This window comes from Corallococcus sp. CA047B (assembly GCF_003612065.1).
Classification (GTDB): Bacteria; Myxococcota; Myxococcia; order Myxococcales; family Myxococcaceae; genus Corallococcus; species Corallococcus praedator.
In genome coordinates, this window is record NZ_RAWD01000091.1 from 9138 (window position 1) to 29294 (window position 20157).

The 20157-nt window shown below is 69.3% G+C and carries 1 protein-coding gene; it reads right to left on the bottom strand.

The window, feature by feature from the left end; genetic code table 11:
- Positions 1–43 precede the first annotated feature (43 nt).
- On the bottom strand, positions 44–20157 hold a 20114-nt coding region (locus D7X74_RS16445), incomplete at its 5' end, for a non-ribosomal peptide synthetase (protein WP_147446585.1).

Consider the following 20157-nt stretch of genomic DNA (forward strand, 5'->3'; position numbering starts at 1 on the left):
GGCCCCGGGCTCGCCATGTCGGTGGCGAGCCCGGACCCGCCTGCTACTTCGACCCGGCTTCTTCCAGGGCCTCCGTGATCCGCTTGCGGAGTTCCTCCGCCAGGCGCGTGACCTGGGGGGCGCGGAGGATGGAGTAGTGGTCTCCCTCCAGTTCGAGCAGCTTCACGCCGCCCAGGCCCAGGGCGTTCCATCCGCGATCCCGGCCAAGCGGCGCGGGGTCCACGTTCTGGCTGGCGCGGAACACGGTGATGCTGCCCTCGTGCGGGGTGGGGACGTACTGGCGGGTCGCCTTGCGGTTGAGTTCGAAGACACGCATCAGGATGCGGAAGTCCTTCAGCTCCACGTCCGGCGTCACCGCTCCGTCCTTCTTCGCCTCGTCCAGCAGTCGGGCCAGGAGTTCGTCCTTCGAAGGCGGTTCGCCGGCCTCCGGCGCCTTCTCCGGGCCGTTGCCCTCGGGGTCCTTTTCGAAGAGCGCCGCCAGTTCCTGGTGGATCTGCTCGCCCTCCGTGCCCGTGCCTGCCGTCTGGCTCACGGAGCCCGGATCCAGGAGTGCCAGCAGTGCCACGATCTGTCCCGCCGCGCGCAGCTGACGGGCCATCTCGTACGCCACGGCTCCACCCATGGACCAACCCGCGATGAGGTAGGGCCCTTCCGGTCGCAGCGTGCGCACGGCTTCGACGTAGGTGGTCGCCATCGCCTCGATGGTTTCCAACGGCTCCTGCTCTCCGTCGATGCCCAGGGAGCGCAAGCCGTAGAACGGCTGATCCGGTCCCAATTGCCGCGACAGCTCCACGTAGCCAAGGACATTGCCTCCGGCCGGGTGGACGCAGAACAGCGGCGGACGGCTGCCTTCCGGCTGGATGGTCACCAGCGGAGACAGCGACGGCGCCGCGTCCTGACGCAGCAGCGCCGCCAGCCGCTCCACCGTCGGACTCAGGAAGAGCGCCGCCAACGGCAGCCCCTTCCCCAGCCGCTTGCGGATCGCCGTCATCAACCGGACCGCCAGCAGTGAGTGGCCTCCCAGTTCGAAGAAGTCCGCATCGACGCTGATCGGCTGCATCCCAAGCAGGTCCTCCCAGATCGACACCAACTGCAACTCCGTCGTGTCACGGGGCGCGATGACCCTCCCTGAGACGCTCGTTCCCACCGCCGGCTTCGGCAGCGCCTTGCGGTCCACCTTGCCGTTCGCGTTGAGCGGCAGGGCTTCCAGCGTCACGAAGGCCGACGGCGCCATGTACTCCGGCAGCCGTCCCTTCAGTGCACTCCGCAGCGTCGTCGCGTCCACCGTGTGGTCCGGCTGCGCCACCACGTACGCCACCAGCCGCTTGTCTCCCGGTGCGTCCTCTCGCACCACCACCACCACGTCGCGGACGGAGGGCTGCGCGCCCAGCGCTGCTTCCACCTCTCCCAGCTCGATGCGGAAGCCTCGCACCTTCACCTGGAAGTCCATTCGGCCCAGGTACTCCAGCGTCCCGTCCCGGCCCCACCGCACCTTGTCGCCCGTGCGGTACAGCCGTGCTCCGGCCTTCTCGCTGAAGCCGTCCGGTACGAAGCGCTCCGCCGTCAGCCCCGGCTGGCCCAGGTAGCCGCGCGCCAGTCCTTCGCCTCCCAGGTACAGCTCTCCCGGCACTCCCACCGGCGTCGGCTGGCCCTTCGCGTCCAGCACGTACGCCTGCGTGCCCTCCAGTGGACGGCCGATTCGCGGCTCCGTCTTCGCTCCGCGCTCCACCCGCGCGTGCGTCGAGTACGTCGTGTCTTCCGTCGGGCCGTAGAGGTTGTTGACTTCCTTCACCTGCGGCAGCGCGTACAGCGCCTGCACCAGTCGGTTTGGCAGCGCCTCTCCGGCCAGGTTCACCGTCTCCACGCTGGCGGGAATGCTTCCGCTTCGCACCAGTTCCGCCACCGCTGACGGCACCGTGTTCAGCAGCGTCACACGCTGCGCTTCCTTCAGTCCGGCCAGCGCCAGCGCGTTCTCCGCCACCACCACCGTGCCGCCGCTCACCAGCGGCGCGAAGACTTCGAACACCGACAGGTCGAAGTTCAGCGACGTTGCCGCCAGCACTCCCTTCAGCTGCTCCGCCTTGAAGGTCGCCGTGGCCCACTTCAGGAACGCCACTGCGCTTGCGTGCGTTACCGCTACGCCCTTCGGACGGCCCGTGCTTCCCGACGTGTACAGCACGTACGCCAACTGCGCAGGCGCGCCCGTGTTGCCGAGGCTCTCCACCGGATAGCCGTTCAGCACCGTCGCGTCCGTGTCCAACCGCACGCGCTGGCCCGTGTACTCCGGCAGCACGTCCTCCAGGCCCGCCTGGGTCACCACCACCGGCGCTCCCGTTCCCTCCAGCATGTAGGCCAGACGCTCCTTCGGGTACGTCGCGTCCAGCGGCACGTACGCCGCCCCGGCCTTCAGCACGCCCAGCAGCGCCACCACCATCGCTTCCGTGCGCTCCACGCACACGCCCACCCGGCTCTCCTCCCCCACTCCCAACGTCCGCAGGTGACGCGCCAACTGATTCGCCCGCGCTTCCACCTGCGCGTACGTCAGCTCCACACCTTCGTGCACCACCGCCACCGCGGCCGGCGTCTTCGCCGCCTGCGCCGCGAAGAGACCGTGGAGGACTTCAGTCGACTCACGCTCTTGCGCCACCGTGCCCGCGAGGTGCTTCAGCACCTGCTGACGCTCTTCGGTTGCCAGCAACGGGAGGTCCCAGACGCTCGCATCCGCGTCCTTCGCGATGCCTTCCAGCAGCACGCCCAGGTGCCCCAGCAGCCGCTGTGCCGTCTCCGCGTCGTACAGGTCCGTGTTGTATTCGAGCGACGCCGACAGTCCTCGGCCCGTCTCCGTCATCCCCAGCGTCAGGTCGAACTTCGCCGTGGTGCCTTCCGTCTCCACCGGGCTCAGCACGAGCCCGGCCGGAAGCGTTTCTCCTGCTCCGGCCGACGCGTTCCGCAGCGTGAACATGACCTGGAACAGCGGCGAGCGGCTCAGGTCGCGCTCCGGCTTCAGTTCTTCCACCAGCTTCTCGAACGGCACCTCCTGGTGCGCATACGCGCCCAGCGTCGTCTCCTTCACCTGACGCAACACCTGCCGGAAGCTCGCGCGATCCTCCAGCTTCGTGCGCAGCACCAGCGTGTTGACGAAGAAGCCGATGAGCCCTTCCAGCTCCGTGCGGTTGCGGCCCGCGATGGGCGTTCCCACGCTGATGTCGGCCTGCCCGCTGTAGCGCGCCAGCAGCACCTGCCAGGCCGCCAGCAACACCATGAAGGACGTCGCCCCTTCCTCGCGCGCCAGCGCCTTGACGGCCTCCTCCAGCGCCTTCGGGAGCACCTGGGACGCATTGGCACCGTGGAAGGTCTGGACCGCGGGCCTCGCCCGGTCCGTCGGCAGCTCCAGCGCGTGCGGTGCGCCTTCGAGCTGCTGACGCCACCAGGACAGCTGCGCCTCCAGCACCTCACCCTTCAGCCATCCACGCTGCCACGCCGCGTAGTCCGCGTACTGCACCGCCAGCTCCGGCAACGGTGACGCTCGGCCTTCCTCATACGCGCTGTAGAGCGCGGCCACTTCGCGCACGAGCACGTCCATCGACCAGCCGTCCGACACGATGTGGTGCATCGCCAGCACCAGCACGTGCTCGGTGGCGCTCAGCCGCACCAGCGTCACGCGGAAGAGCGGGCCCTGGCTCAAGTCGAACGGACGAAGGACCTGCGTGCTCACCTGATTGCGGAGCTCCGTCTCACGCTGCGCTTCCGGCACGCCGTCCAGCACCGTGAGGTTCCAGGCCACTTCCTGGGACGGAGCGACCACCTGGAAGGGCTGGCCGTCCTGCGCCGGGAACGTCGTGCGCAGGGACTCGTGACGCCGCACGAGTTCATCGAACGTGCGACGCAGCGCCCCCACGTCCAGTGCGCCGGAGAGACGCACCACCATGGGGAGGTTGTAGGTGGTACTCCCGGGCTGGAGTTGATCCAGCAACCACAATCGCTGCTGGGCGAAGGACAACGGCTCCCTGCCCGTCCGCGCCACGGCCTCCAGCTTCGGCGCCGTCAACGCCTGTCCCGTCCGCCGGGCCGCTTCGACCGCGAGGGCCAGCCCTTCCACCGTCGGAGCCTCGAAGAGGGCTCGCAACGGCAGCTCGACCTGGAAGGCCGAGCGGATGCGCGACATCGCCTGCGTCGCCAGCAGGGAGTGCCCACCCAGTTCGAAGAAGCTGTCCTGGAGGCCCACCTGCTTCACGCCCAGCAACCGCGCCCACAGTTGCGCGAGCACTTCCTCCGTCTCCGTGCGCGGCGCCGCATACGCATGGCTGCGTTCCGCGCCGGCCTCCGGCTTCGGTAGGGCCTTGCGGTCCACCTTGCCGTTCGCGTTGAGCGGCAGGGCTTCCAGCACCACGAAGGCCGACGGCACCATGTACTCCGGCAACCGGCCCTTCAGCGCGCTTCGCAACGTCGCGGCGTCCGCCGTGTGGCCGGACTGTGCCGTCACGTACGCAACCAGCCGCGTGTCTCCCGGTGCGTCCTCCCGCACCGCCACCACCACGTCGCGCACCTGCGGCTGTGCACCCAGCACCGCTTCGATTTCTCCCAGCTCGATGCGGAAGCCCCGCACCTTCACCTGGAAGTCCATTCGGCCCAGGTACTCCAGCGTCCCATCCCGGCCCCACCGCACCTTATCGCCCGTGCGGTACAGCCGTGCTCCCGGCTCGGCGCTGAAGCCATCCGGCACGAAGCGCTCCGCGGTCAACCCGGGCTGCCCCAGGTAGCCTCGCGCCAGGCCCTCTCCGCCCAGGTACAGCTCTCCGGGCACTCCCACCGGCACCGGCTGGCCCTTCGCGTCCAGCACGTACGTCCGGACGTTGAGCAGCGGCATGCCCACCGTGGGCTGCCGGCCCTGCTGGACCGCGATGGCGGTCGCGTCCACGGTGCACTCCGTCGGGCCGTACACGTTGAAAGTGCGCGTGCGCTCCGACGCGCCCAGCACCTCCCAGGTGGCCGCATCGAGTGCCTCACCGCCTGACACCACCAGCGCCGGGGCGCCTTCGCCTTCCAGCAGCCCCTCCTGGAGCATCAACCGCAACAGCGACGGCGTGCAGTCGAGCGCGACGACCTGGTTCCGCCGCTGCCACGCCACCATTGCCTCCGGGTCCTTCCGCGTGGCTTCCGGGACGATGCACAGGCAATGACCATCCAGCAGTTGGACGAGCTGCTGCACCGAGGCGTCGAAGACCAGCGGCGCGTTGAGGCTCACTCGCGAGCCCGCGGGCAGCCCCTGGTAGACGGTCCGCTTCAGGCCCTGGTGCAGGTTGAGCACCGAGCCATGGCGCACCATCACGCCCTTCGGACGTCCCGTGCTTCCGGACGTGTACAGCACGTACGCCAGCTGATCCGCGGCGCCGGTCTCTCCCAGGTTGTCCGAGGCGTACGCGGCCAGCACGTCCGCATCCGAGTCCAGCCGCACGCGCTGACCCGTGAACTCCGGCAGCACGTCCTCCAGGCCCGCCTGCGTCACCACCACGCGGGCGCCCGTTCCCTCCAGCATGTAGGCCAGACGGTCCTTCGGATACATCCCATCCATCGGGACGTATGCGGCCCCCGCCTTCAGCACGCCCAGCAGCGCCACCACCAGCTCGGCCGAGCGCTCCACGCACACGCCCACCCGGCTCTCCTCTCCCACGCCCAACGTCCGCAGGTGACGCGCCAACTGGTTCGCCCGCGCCTCCACCTGCGCGTACGTCAGATGCGTCCCTTCGTGCGCCACCGCCATCGCGTCCGGCGTCTTCAGCGCCTGAGCCGCGAAGCGCCCGTGGATCGTCTCCGCCCCCTGCTGCGCTCCGGAGGCCACCGTGCCCGCGAACTGCTTCAGCACCCGATGACGCTCTTCGGTCTCCAGCAGCGGGAGGTCCCAGACGCTCGTCTCCGCGTCCTTCGAGAGGCCCTCCAGCAACGTCCCGAAGTGCCCCAGCAGCCGCTGCGCCGTCTGCGCGTCGTAGAGGTCGGTGTTGTATTCGAGCGACGCCGCGAACCCCTGGCCCGTCTCCGACATCGCCAACGTCAGGTCGAACTTCGCCGTCGCCCCGTCCGTCTCCACGGGACGCAACGACAGTCCCGCGCTTGTGGGCAGCGCTTCATCCGGCCCCTTCGCGCTGTTCTGCAGCGTGAACATGACCTGGAACAGCGGCGAGCGGCTCAGGTCACGCTCCGGCTTCAGCTCCTCCACCAGCTTCTCGAACGGCACCTCCTGGTGCGCGTACGCACCCAGCGTCGTCTCCTTCACCTGCCGCAGCACCTGCCGGAAGCTCGGACTGCCCTCCAGCCGCGAGCGGATCACCAGCGTGTTGACGAAGAAGCCGATGAGCCCTTCCAGCTCCGTGCGGTTGCGGCCCGCGATGGGCGTTCCCACACTGATGTCGGCCTGCCCGCTGTAGCGCGCCAGCAGCACCTGCCACGCCGCCAGGAGCACCATGAAGGACGTCGCGCCCTCCTGGCGTGCCAGGGCCGACACCGCGTCCTCCAGCGACTTCGGCAACCGCACCGAAGCGAGCGCACCCCGCACCGTCTGGACCGCGGGCCTTGGACGATCCGTCGGCAGTTCGAGCGTCCTCGGAGCCCCCGACAACTGCTGACGCCACCAGGCGATCTGTGCCTCCAGCACTTCGCCCTTCAGCCACCCGCGCTGCCACGCCGCGTAGTCCGCGTACTGCACCGACAGCTCGGGCAGCGGTGACTCGCGGCCCTCCGCGAATGCGGCGTAGAGCGCGACCACTTCGCGCACCAGCACCCGCATCGACCAGCCGTCCGACACCGCGTGGTGCATGACCAGCACCAGCACGTGCTCCTCTTCCGACGCCGTGAGCAGGGTTGCTCGGAACAGCGGGCCCTGGCTCAAGTCGAAGGGACGCGCGACCTCTGTCTCCACGATGCGCCGGACTTCGTCCTGCCGTGCCTCGGACGCTCTCGCCGAGAGGTCGATGAGGCGCAGCGTCCCCGTGGAAGCAATCGGCGTGATGACCTGGACCGGCTCGCCTTCGCGGACCTGGAACGTTGTCCTCAGGGCCTCATGCCGACGCACCAGCTCCGCGAACGTGCGCTCCAGGGCCGGCACATCCAACCGCCCCGACAACCGGATGGCGGTCGGCAGGTTGTATTGCGCGCTTCCCGGCTGGAGCTGATCCAGGAACCACAGGCGCTGCTGCGCGAAGGAGAGCGGCTCGGCGCCCGTCCTCGCCACCGGCACCAGGGCCGGAACCGTGGACCGCGCGGTGTCATGGGTCGCACGCACCGCTTCGTCCACCTTCAGCGCGAGGCGGGACACCGTGGGTGCCTCGAAGAGCGCACGCAACGGCAGCTCCACGCCGAACGCGGACCGGATGCGCGACATCGCCTGGGTGGCCAGCAGCGAGTGCCCACCCAGCTCGAAGAAGCTGTCCTCCGCGCCCACCTGGGACACGCCCAGGACCTGGGCCCAGAGGCTCGCCAGCAACACCTCCGTCGGGGTGCTGGGGGCCACCCTCGGGCCCGTCCGGGATACGTCCGCCTCGGGGGCCGGCAGGGCGCGCCGGTCCACCTTGCCGTTCGCGTTGAGCGGCAGGGCGCTCAGCACCACGAACGCCGACGGCACCATGTACTCCGGCAACTGCTCACGGAGGAAGGCGTGGAGCACGCCCGTCTCCGGTGCTGTCGCGCCTTCGCCCACGACATAGGCCACCAGCCGCTTGCCGCCTCGCGCGTCGTCGCGCACGGCCACCACGCACTCGCGCACCGACGGGTGCAGGGCGAGCGCCTGTTCGATTTCTCCCGGTTCGATGCGGAAGCCACGGACCTTGACCTGATCATCGGCGCGGCCCAGGAACTCCAACGTCCCTTCGGCCAGCCAGCGCACCCGGTCGCCGGTCCGGTACAGCCGGGCTCCGGGCTCGGAGGTGAACGGATCCGGGATGAAGCGCTCTGCTGTCAACGCGGGCCGGCGCAGGTAGCCGCGCGAGACTCCCGCGCCCGCGACGTACAGCTCGCCACCGACCCCGATGGGGACCGGCCGCAGGCGGGCATCCAGCACGTAGGCCCGCATGTTGGTGATGGGCTGACCGATGGGCGGGGCCTGCGTCGATGCGCGCACCACCGCCGCGGTGGAGACCACCGTGCCTTCCGTGGGGCCGTAGTGGTTGACGACCTGGAACGGGAGGCCTTCGACGTCCACTCGGTGCAACCGGTCTCCGCCCGTCAGCAGTGTGCGGAGCGCGGTCGTGCCGGGCCACTCGCGGGCGACCACCGCCTCCGCGAGCACCGTGGGCAGGAACGCGACCGTGATGCGCCGTTCGGTCAGCCAGTGCACCAGCTCCGCGGGTGCGGTGCGCACCCCTTCCGGCGGCAGGTGCAGACTCGCGCCCGCGGTGAGCGTGGGCCAGATTTCCCAGACGGACGCGTCGAAGGCCAGGCCCGCGAGCTGTGTCGTGCGGTCCGCCTCCGTCACGCCGTAGGCGCGCTGATGCCACGCCACCAGGTTGCCGAGGTTCGCGTGTTCGACCTCCACGCCCTTCGGCCGTCCGGTGGAGCCTGATGTGTAGATGACGTAGGCGAGCTGTCCCGCCGCCGCCGGTGCCAGCACTCCGGCCTCCGGCGCCACGAGGGCGTCCCAGTCCGAGTCCAGGCACAGCACGTGTGCCGGGCCTTCCGGCAACGCTTCCCGCAGCGAACGCTGCGTGAGCACCACCGGCATCCGGGCGTCGTCCAGCAGGTACGCCAGCCGCTCGCGGGGATGGGCCGGATCCAACGGGACGTATGCGCCGCCCGCCTTGAGCACGGCCAGCATGCCCACCACCATCTCAGGCGAGCGCTCCACGCACAGGCCCACGCGGACCTCGGGCCCCACGCCCAACGCACGCAGGTGCCGCGCGAGCTGGTTCGACCGGGCCTCCAGCTCGCCGTACGTCAGCCTCACGCCCGTGGCCGACTCGACCGCCAACGCTCCGGGCGTCCGCGCGGCCTGGGCGGCGAAACGCTCGTGCACGGCACCATCCGAGGGGAACTCGGCGCGGGTGTCGTTCCAGCGCAGCAGGACCTGCTCACGCTCGGGCGCATCCAGCAGCGGCACGTCCCAGACGTCCGCATCCGCGTCCTTCGCGACGCCGTCCAGCAGCAACCCCAGGTGCTTCAACATCCGCTCCGCCGTCGTCGGGTCGAAGAGGTCGGTGTTGAATTCGAGCGACGCGAAGAGGCCCGTGGGGCCTTCCATCATGGACAGCGTCAGGTCGAACTTCGCCGTGTTCCCGAGCGTTTCGAGCGAGCGCAGGGACAGGGCACCTTCGGAGGCCGGTGCCTCCGACGTTCCCGACTCCGCGTTCTGCAGCGTGAACATGACCTGGAACAGCGGAGAGCGACTCAGGTCGCGCTCCGGCTTCAGCTCCTCCACCAGCTTCTCGAACGGCACCTCCTGGTGCGCGTACGCACCCAGCGTCGTCTCCTTCACCTGCCGCAGCACCTGCCGGAAGCTCGGACTGCCCTCCAGCCGCGAGCGGATCACCAGCGTGTTGACGAAGAAGCCGATGAGCCCTTCCAGCTCCGTGCGGTTACGACCCGCGATGGGCGTTCCCACGGTGATGTCGTCCTGCCCGCTGTAGCGCGCCAGCAGTACCTGCCAGGCCGCCAGCAGCACCATGAAGGGTGTCGCGCCCTCCTGGCGTGCCAGGGACGTCAGCTGCTCTCCGAGCCCCTTCGGCCATTGCGCCGAACGATGGGCGCCACGGAACGTCTGCACTCCGCCCCGAGGCCGGTCCGTGGGCAGTTCCAGCGCATGCGGGGCGCCCGCGAGCTGGGTCCGCCACCAGGACAGCTGTGACTCCAGGACGTCGCCCTTCAGCCACCCGCGCTGCCACACCGCGTAGTCCGCGTACTGCACCGCCAGCTCCGGCAAGGGAGACGGACGGCCCTGCGAGAAGGCCGCGTAGAGCGCCTGCACTTCACGCACGAGGACGCCCGTGGACCAGCCGTCCGACACGATGTGGTGCATCACCAGCACCAGGACGTGTTCCTGTTCGGACAGGCGCAGCAGCGTGACGCGGAGCAGGGAGTCCCGCCCCAGGTCGAACGGCCGCCGCGCTTCCAGTTCGACGCGACGCCGCATGTCGGCTTCGCGCTGCTCGGCGTCCACCGCGTCGAGCGCCACGACTTCCCACGTCAGCTCGCGCGTGGAGTCGATGTGCTGGACGGGCTGCCCGTCTCGCACCTGGAAGGTCGTGCGCAGTGCTTCGTGGCGACGCACCAGCTCCTGGAAGGTGCGCTGCAACGCGCCGATTTCCAGCGCGCCCGTGAGCCGCACCGTCGCGGGCAGGTTGTACGACGAGCTTCCGGGCTGGAGCTGATCGAGCAGCCAGAGACGCTGCTGCGCGAAGGACAACGGCTCCGCGCCCGTGCGAGCGGAAGCCACCAGCTTCGGCACGGACAGTCCCGGGTTCGCGGCCAGCGCTGCTTCAACCTTGAGGGCCAGCTCCGCCACGGTGGGGGCTTCGAAGAGGGCTCGCAGCGGCAGTTCGACGTTGAAAGCCGTGCGGATGCGCGACACTGCCTGCGTCGCCAGCAGCGAATGGCCTCCCAGTTCGAAGAAGTTGTCTTGCGTGCCCACTTGCTTCACGCCCAGCACTGCCTCCCAGAGCGAGGCGAGCACCTGCTCCGTCTGAGTGCGCGGGGCCACGTAGACGTGCGTGCGCTCCGCTCCGGCCTCTGGCTTCGGCAGCGCCTTGCGGTCCACCTTCCCGTTCGCGTTGAGCGGCAGCGCTTCCAGCGTCACGAAGGCCGACGGCACCATGTACTCCGGCAACCGGCCCTTCAGTGCACTCCGCAGCGTCGTCGCGTCCACCGTGTGGCCTGGCTGCGCCACCACGTACGCCACCAGCCGCTTGTCACCCGGTGCGTCCTCCCGCACCACCACCACCGCGTCGCGGATGGAAGGCTGCGCCCCCAGCGCCGCTTCCACCTCTCCCAGCTCGATGCGGAAGCCTCGCACCTTCACCTGGAAGTCCATTCGGCCCAGGTACTCCAGCGTCCCGTCTCGGCCCCACCGCACCTTGTCTCCCGTGCGGTACAGCCGTGCTCCTGCCTTCTCGCTGAAGCCGTCCGGTACGAAGCGCTCCGCCGTCAGCCCAGGCTGGCCCAGGTAGCCGCGCGCCAGTCCCTCGCCTCCCAGGTACAGCTCACCCGGTACGCCCACCGGCACCGGCTGCCCCTTCGCGTCCAGCACGTACGACCTCACGTTGTGCAGCGGCACGCCCACCGTCGGCTGCGTGCCTCGCTCCACCGCGAACGCCGTCGCGTCCACCGTGCACTCCGTCGGGCCGTACACGTTGAAGGTGCGCGTGCGCTCCGCTGCGCCCAGCACCGCCCACATCGCCGCGTCGATGGCTTCACCGCCTGAAACCACCAGCGCAGGCGCGCCCTCTCCTTCCAGCAGGCCCTCCGCCAGCAGCAGCCTCAGCAGCGACGGCGTGCAGTCCAGCGCCACCACGGCGTTGCTCCGCTGCCACGCCACCAGCGCTTGCGCGTCCTTGCGCGTCGCCTCCGGCACGAGGCACAGGCGGTGGCCGTCCAGCAGTTGCACCCACTGCTGCACCGACGCGTCGAACACCAACGGCGCGTTGAGGCTCACCCGCGAGCCCGCGGGCAGCCCCTGGTACACCGTCCGCTTCAGGCCCTCGTGCAGGTTGAGCACCGAGCCGTGGCGCACCATCACGCCCTTCGGCTGGCCCGTGCTTCCTGACGTGTACAGCACGTACGCCAACTGCCCAGCCGCTCCCGTGTTGCCCAAACCCTCTTCCGGATACGTGGCCAACAGGCTCGCGTCCGTGTCCAGTCTCACGCGCTGCCCGCTGACTTCCGGCAGCACGTCCTCCAGGCTCGCCTGCGTCACCACCACCCGCGCGCCCGTGGCCTCCAGCATGTAGGCCAGTCGTTCCTTCGGGTACATCCCATCCATCGGCACGTACGCCGCCCCCGCCTTCAGCACGCCCAACACCGCCACCACCAACTCCACCGAGCGCTCCACGCACACGCCCACCCGGCTCTCTTCACCCACCCCCAACGTCCGCAGGTGACGCGCCAGTTGGTTCGCACGCGCATCCACCTGCGCGTACGTCAGCCGCGTCCCTTCGTGCTCCACCGCCACCGCGTCCGGCGTCCGCTTCACCTGTTCCGTGAAGCGTCCGTGAATCGTCTCCGTGCCCCCGGCCACTTCAGGAGACACCGTGCCCACGAAGCGCTTCAGCACCTGCTGACGCTCTTCGGTTGCCAGCAATGGCAGGTCCCAGACGCTTGCATCCGCGTCCTGCGTGAGCCCAACCAGCAATGTCCCGAAGTGCCCAAGCAGTCGGCGTGCCGTCTGCGCGTCGTACAGGTCCGTGTTGTATTCGAGCGACGCCGCGAGCCCCTGCTCCGTCTCCGCCAGCCCCAGCGTCAGATCGAACTTCGCCGTCGACCCTTCCGTCTCCAGCGACCGCAGCGTCAGCCCTTCGTTCGGACGCACCTCTCCCGTGTTCGGCGAGACCGTCTGCATCGTGAACATCACCTGGAAGAGCGGCGTGCGGCTCAGGTCGCGCTCCGGGTTCAGCTCCTCCACCAGCTTCTCGAACGGCACCTCCTGGTGCGCGTACGCACCCAGCGTCGTCTCCTTCACCTGACGCAGCACCTGACGGAAGCTCGCGCGCTCCTCCAGCTTCGTGCGCAGCACCAGCGTGTTCACGAAGAAGCCGATGAGTCCTTCCAGCTCCGTACGGTTGCGGCCCGCGATGGGCGTTCCCACGCTGATGTCCTGCTGGCCGCTGTAGCGCGCCAGCAGGACCTGCCATGCCGCCAGCAGCACCATGAAGGACGTGGCTCCCTCCTGGCGTGCCAGCGTCTTCAGCGTTTCGTTCAACGCCTTCGGGAGCAGCAGGGACGCGTTGGCGCCATGGAAGCGCTGCACCGCCGGACGCGGCCGGTCCGTCGGCAGTTCCAGCGCATGCGGGGCGCCCGCCAACTGCTGACGCCACCAGGAGAGCTGCGCCTCCAGCACGTCGCCCTTCAGCCATCCACGCTGCCACGCCGCGTAGTCCGCGTACTGCACCGCCAGCTCCGGCAGCGGTGACACGCGGCCCGCCGCGTAGGCGCTGTAGAGCGCCGAGACTTCGCGCACCAGCACGTCCATCGACCAGCCGTCGGACACGATGTGGTGCATCACCAGCACCAGCACGTGCTCCGTTTCCGTCAGCCGCAGCAGCTTCGTGCGGAAGAGCGGACCCTGGCTCAAGTCGAACGGACGCAGGGCTTCCGCGCTCACCCGACTCCGGAGTTCCTTCTCACGCAGGGCCTCCGGCACACCGTCCAGTGCAGTGAAGCTCCAGGCCACTTCTTGAGACGAAGCAACCACCTGGAAGGGCTGACCGTCGTGCACCTGGAACGACGTGCGCAGGGATTCGTGGCGCCGCACCAGTTCGTCGAAGGTGCGACGCAGGGCCTCCACGTCCACGGTGCCACTCATCCGCACCGCCATCGGGAGGTTGTACGACGCGCCTCCCGGCTGGAGCTGATCCAGCAGCCAGAGGCGTTGCTGCGCGAAGGACAACGGCTCCCGTCCCGTCCGCGCCACGGATTCCAGCTTCGGCACCGTCAACGCCTGTCCCGTGCTCCGTGCCGCCTCGACCTTGAGGGCCAGCTCCGCGACGGTGGGGGCTTCGAAGAGGGCTCGCAGTGGCAGTTCGACGTTGAACGCCGTGCGGATGCGCGACACCGCCTGCGTCGCCAGCAGCGAATGGCCTCCCAGTTCGAAGAAGTTGTCCTGGATGCCTACCTGCTTCACTCCCAGCACCGACTCCCAGAGCGAGGCGAGCACCTGCTCCGTCTGGCTGCGCGGCGCAACGTAGACGTGCGTGCGCTCTGCCCCAGCCTCCGGCTTCGGCAGCGCCTTGCGGTCCACCTTCCCGTTCGCGTTGAGCGGCAGGGCCGGAAGCATCACGAAGGCCGACGGCACCATGTACTCCGGCAACCGGCCCTTCAGTGCACTCCGCAGCGTCGTGGCGTCCACCGTGTGGTTCGGCTGCGCCACCACGTACGCCACCAGCCGCTTGTCACCCGGTGCGTCCTCCCGCACCACCACCACCGCGTCGCGGATGGAAGGCTGCGCCCCCAGCGCCGCTTCCACCTCTCCCAGCTCGATGCGGAAGCCTCGCACCTTCACCTGGAAGTCCATTCGGCCCAGGTATTCCAGCGTCCCGTCTCGGCCCCACCGCACCTTGTCGCCCGTGCGGTACAGCCGTGCTCCGGCCTTCTCGCTGAAGCCGTCCGGTACGAAGCGCTCCGCCGTCAGCCCCGGCTGCCCCAGGTAGCCGCGCGCCAGTCCCTCGCCTCCCAGGTACAGCTCTCCCGGCACGCCCACCGGCACCGGCTGGCCCTTCGCGTCCAGCACGTATGCCTGCGTGCCCTCCAGCGGACGGCCGATTCGCGGCTCCGTCTTCGCTCCGCGCTCCACCTTCGCGTGCGTCGAGTACGTCGTGTCTTCCGTCGGGCCGTAGAGGTTGTTGACTTCCTTCACCTGCGGCAGCGCGTACAGCGCTTGCACCAGTCGGTTTGGCAGGGCCTCTCCGGCCAGGTTCACCGTCTCCACGCTGGGAGGAATGCCTCCGCTTCGCACCAGCTCCGCCACCGCCGACGGCACCGTGTTCAGCAGCGTCACCCGTCCAGCGTCCTTCAATCCAGCCAGCGCCAGCGCGTTCTCCGCCACCACCACCGTGCCGCCACTCACCAGCGGCGCGAAGACTTCGAATACCGACAGGTCGAAGTTCAGCGACGTTGCCGCCAGCACTCCCTTCAGTTGCTCAGGCTTGAACGTGCCCGTCGCCCAATGGAGGAAGGCCACTGCGCTTGCGTGCGTTACCGCTACGCCCTTCGGACGGCCCGTGCTTCCTGACGTGTACAGCACGTACGCCAACTGGCTGGGGACGCTGCTCGCGCTCAGGGGTGAGGCGACGTAGCCGTCCAGTACCTTGGCATCCGTGTCCAGTCGCACGCGCTGGCCCGAGTACTCCGGCAGCACGTCTTCCAGGCCTGCCTGTGTCACCACCACTGGCGCGCCCGTGCCCTCCAGCATGTGGGCCAGACGCTCCTTCGGGTACGTCGCGTCCAGCGGCACGTACGCGGCTCCCGCCTTCAGCACGCCCAGCAGCGCCACCACCATCGCTTCCGTGCGCTCCACGCACACGCCCACCCGGCTCTCCTCCTCCACTCCCAACGTCCGCAGGTGACGCGCCAACTGGTTCGCCCGCGCCTCCACCTGCGCGTACGTCAGCTCCGCGCCTTCGTGCACCACCGCCACCGCGGCCGGCGTCTTCGCCGCCTGTGCCGCGAAGAGACCGTGGAGGACTTGAGTGGACTCACGCTCCGGAGCCACCGCCCCTGCGAAGTGCTTCAGCACCTGCTGGCGCTCCGCCGTCTCCAGCAACGGCAGGTCCCAGACGCTTGCATCCGCGTCCTGCGTGAGCCCAACCAGCAATGTCCCGAAGTGCCCAAGCAGTCGGCGTGCCGTCTGCGCGTCGTACAGGTCCGTGTTGTATTCGAGCGACGCCGCGAGCCCCTGCTCCGTCTCCGCCAGCCCCAGCGTCAGATCGAACTTCGCCGTCGACCCTTCCGTCTCCAGCGACCGCAGCGTCAGCCCTTCGTTCGGACGCACCTCTCCCGTGTTCGGCGAGACCGTCTGCATCGTGAACATCACCTGGAACAGCGGCGTGCGGCTCAGATCGCGCTCAGGGCGCAGCTCTTCCACCAGCTTCTCGAACGGCACTTCCTGGTGCGCGTACGCGCCCAGCGTCGTCTCCTTCACCTGACGCAGCACCTGACGGAAGCTCGCGCGCTCCTCCAGCTTCGTGCGCAGCACCAGCGTGTTCACGAAGAAGCCGATGAGCCCTTCCAGCTCCGTCCGGTTCCGGCCCGCGATGGGCGTTCCCACGCTGATGTCCTGCTGGCCGCTGTAGCGCGCCAGCAGCACCTGCCACGCTGCCAGCAGCACCATGAAGGACGTCGCGCCCTCCTGGCGTGCCAACGTCTTCAGCGTTTCGCTCAACGCCTTCGGGAGCAGCATGGAGGCGTTGGCACCGTGGAAGCGCTGCACCGCCGGACGCGGCCGGTCCGTCGGCAGTTCCAGCGCGTGCGGGGCGCCTTCGAGTTGCTGGCGCCACCAACCGAGTTGCGCCTCAAGCACCTCGCCCTTCAGCCACCCACGCTGCCACGCCGCGTAGTCCGCGTACTGCACCGCCAGTTCCGGCAGCGGCGAGGGACGACCCTCGGCGTACGCGCCGTAGAGCGCGGAGACTTCGCGCACCAGCACGTCCATCGACCAGCCGTCGGACACGATGTGGTGCATCACCAGCACCAGCACGTGCTCGGTGGCGCTCAGCCGCACCAGCGTCGCGCGGAAGAGTGGACCCTGGCTCAAGTCGAACGGACGAAGGGCTTCAGCCCCCACCTGCTTTCGGAGGGTCCCCTCTCGCTGTGACTCCGGCAGGCCGTCCAGTGCCGTGAAGCTCCAGGTCGCTTCCTGGAACGGAGCGACCACCTGAATGGGCTGGCCGTCGTGCACCTGGAACGTCGTGCGCAGGGACTCGTGGCGGCGCACGAGTTCATCGAACGTGCGACGCAGGGCCTCCACGTCCACGGTGCCCGTCAGCCGCACCGCCATCGGGAGGTTGTACGACGCCCCTCCCGGCTGGAGCTGATCCAGCAGCCAGAGGCGCTGCTGCGCGAAGGACAACGGCTCCCGTCCCGTCCTCGGCAGGGCTTCCAGGCGGGGGGCCACCAGGGCCAGCCCCGCGCTCCGGGCTGCATCCACCTTGAGGGCCAGCTCCTCGACCGTGGGGGCTTCGAAGAGGGCTCGCAGCGGCAGCTCGACGTTGAAGGCCGTGCGGATGCGCGACACCGCCTGTGTCGCCAGCAGCGAATGGCCTCCCAGCTCGAAGAAGCTGTCCTCGATGCCTACCTGCTTCACGCCCAGCACCTGCGCCCAGAGGTTCGCCAACACCTCTTCGGTTTCCGTGCGCGGGGCCACGTACGCGTGCGTGCGCTCCGCTCCGGCCTCCGGCTTCGGGAGGGCCTTGCGGTCCACCTTCCCGTTCGCGTTGAGCGGCAGGGCCGGAAGCGTCACGAAGGCCGACGGCACCATGTACTCCGGCAACCGGCCCTTCAGCGCACCTCGGAGCGTCGTGGCGTCCGCCGTGTGGTTCGGCTGCGCCACCACGTACGCCACCAGCCGCTTGTCTCCCGGTGCGTCCTCCCGCACCACCACCACCACGTCGCGCACCTGCGGCTGGGCGCCCAGCGCCGCTTCCACTTCTCCCAGCTCGATGCGGAAGCCTCGCACCTTCACCTGGAAGTCCATTCGGCCCAGGTATTCCAGCGTCCCGTCCCGGCCCCACCGCACCTTGTCGCCCGTGCGGTACAGCCGTGCTCCGGCCTTCTCGCTGAAGCCGTCCGGCACGAAGCGCTCCGCCGTCAGCCCGGGCTGCCCCAGGTAACCGCGCGCCAATCCTTCGCCTCCCAGGTACAGCTCTCCCGGCACTCCCACCGGCGTCGGCTGGCCCTTCGCGTCCAGCACGTACGCCTGCGTGCCCTCCAGTGGACGGCCGATTCGCGGCTCCGTCTTCGCTCCGCGCTCCACCCTCGCGTGCGTCGAGTACGTCGTGTCCTCCGTCGGGCCGTAGAGGTTGTTGACTTCCTTCACCTGCGGCAGCGCGTACAGCACTTGCACCAGTCGGTTTGGCAGTGCCTCTCCGGCCAGGTTCACCGTCTCCACGCTGGCGGGAATGCCTCCGCTTCGCACCAGCTCCGCCACCGCTGAAGGCACCGTGTTCAGCAGCGTCACGCGTCCGGCTTCCTTCAGCCCCGCCAGCGCCAGCGCGTTCTCCGCCACCACCACCGTGCCGCCACTCACCAGCGGCGCGAAGACTTCGAACACCGACAGGTCGAAGTTCAGCGACGTTGCCGCCAGCACTCCCTTCAGTTGCTCCGGCTTGAACGTGCCCGTCGCCCAATGGAGGAAGGCCACCGCGCTTGCGTGCGTTACCGCTACGCCCTTCGGCCGTCCGGTGCTTCCCGACGTGTACAGCACGTACGCCAACTGCGCAGGCGTGCTCGCCTGTGCCGGCGGAGTGGTTTCGTAGCCACCCAACCGCACCGCGTCCGTGTCCAACCGCACGCGCTGACCCGTGTACTCCGGCAGCACATCCTCCAGGCCCGCCTGGGTCACCACCACCGGCGCGCCTGTCCCCTCCAGCATGTAGGCCAGTCGTTCCTTCGGGTACGTCGCGTCCAGCGGCACGTACGCGGCTCCAGCCTTCAGCACGCCTAGCAGCGCCACCACCATCGCTTCCGTGCGCTCCACGCACACGCCGACTCGGCTCTCTTCCCCCACCCCCAACGTCCGAAGGTGACGCGCCAACTGATTCGCCCGCGCTTCCACCTGCGCGTACGTCAGCGCCGTGCCTTCGTGCACCACCGCCACCGCTGCTGGCGTCTTCTCCGCCTGCGCCGCGAAGAGGCCGTGGAGGGTTTCCGCACCCTCTCGCTCCGGGGCCACGTCCCCCGCGAAGCGCGTCAGCACCTGCTGGCGCTCCACCGTCTCCATCAGCGGTAGATCCCAGACGCTCGCATCCGCGTTCTTCGTGATGGCGCCCAGCAACGTCCCGAGATGACCCAACAGCCGCTGTGCCGTCTCCGCGTCGTACAGGTCCGTGTTGTACTCAAGCGACGCCGCGAGGCCTCGACCCGTCTCCGCCATTCCCAGCGTCAGGTCGAACTTCGCCGTGGTGCCTTCTGTCTCCACCGGGCTCAGCACGAGCCCACCCGGCAGCGCTTCTCCCGAGCCGCCCGGCGTGTTCTGCATCGTGAACATCACCTGGAAGAGCGGCGAACGACTCAGGTCGCGCTCCGGCTTCAGCTCCTCCACCAGCTTCTCGAACGGCACTTCCTGGTGCGCGTACGCGCCCAGCGTCGTCTCTCGCACCTGACGCAGCACCTGACGGAAGCTCGCGCGCTCCTCCAGCTTCGTGCGCAGCACCAGCGTGTTCACGAAGAAGCCGATGAGTCCTTCCAGCTCCGTGCGGTTACGACCCGCGATGGGCGTTCCCACACTGATGTCCTGCTGCCCGCTGTAGCGCGCCAGCAGCACCTGCCATGCCGCCAGCAGCACCATGAAGGGCGTCGCCCCCTCCTGACGCGCCAGGGCCGCCACGCCCTCCTCCAGCGCTCGCGGCAACTGGATTCCAGTCCTTGCGCCTCGGAAGCTCTGGGTCGCCGGACGCGGCCGGTCCGTCGGCAGCTCCAGCGCGTGCGGGGCGCCTTCCAACTGCTGGCGCCACCAACCGAGCTGGCCTTCCAGTACGTCGCCGCGCAACCAGCCGCGCTGCCACGCCGCGTAGTCCGCGTACTGCACTTCCAGCTCCGGCAACGGTGACGCACGGCCCGCCGCGTAAGCGCCGTAGAGCGCCGCCACTTCGCGCACGAGCACGTCCATCGACCAGCCGTCCGACACGATGTGGTGCATCACCAGCACCAGCACGTGCTCGGTCTCCGACAGCCGCGCCAGCTTCGCGCGGAAGAGCGGTCCCCGGCTCAGGTCAAACGGACGGGTGGTCTCCTGCCTCGCGAACCGGCTCACTTCGGCGGCCTGCTCGGCGGCGGTCCGACCGGGGAGCACGATCACTTCAAGGGCCGACGCGACTCGGGGAGCGATGACCTGGACAGGCTGGCTGTCCCGGGTCTCGAAGGTCGTCCGCAGCGCCTCGTGCCGACGCACCAGCTCCGCGAACGTGCGCTCCAGGGCCGCCACATCCAGACGCCCCGACAGCTTCACCGCGGACGCCATGTTGTAAGAGGCGCTGCCCGGCTGAAGCTGATCCAGGAACCACATTCGCTGCTGCGCGAACGACAGCGGCAGGTCGCTCGCGGCGCGATCCACCGCCACGAGCTTCGGGACCAGGGCTTCCTGTCCCGCCCGCTGCGCCGCCTCCACGCGCAGCGCGAGCTTAGAGACGGTGGACGCCTCGAAGAGGGCCCGCAGGGGCAGCTCCACCCCGAAGGCACCGCGCACCCGCGACATCGCCTGCGTCGCCAGCAGCGAGTGGCCTCCCAGGTCGAAGAAGTTGTCCTCCGCCC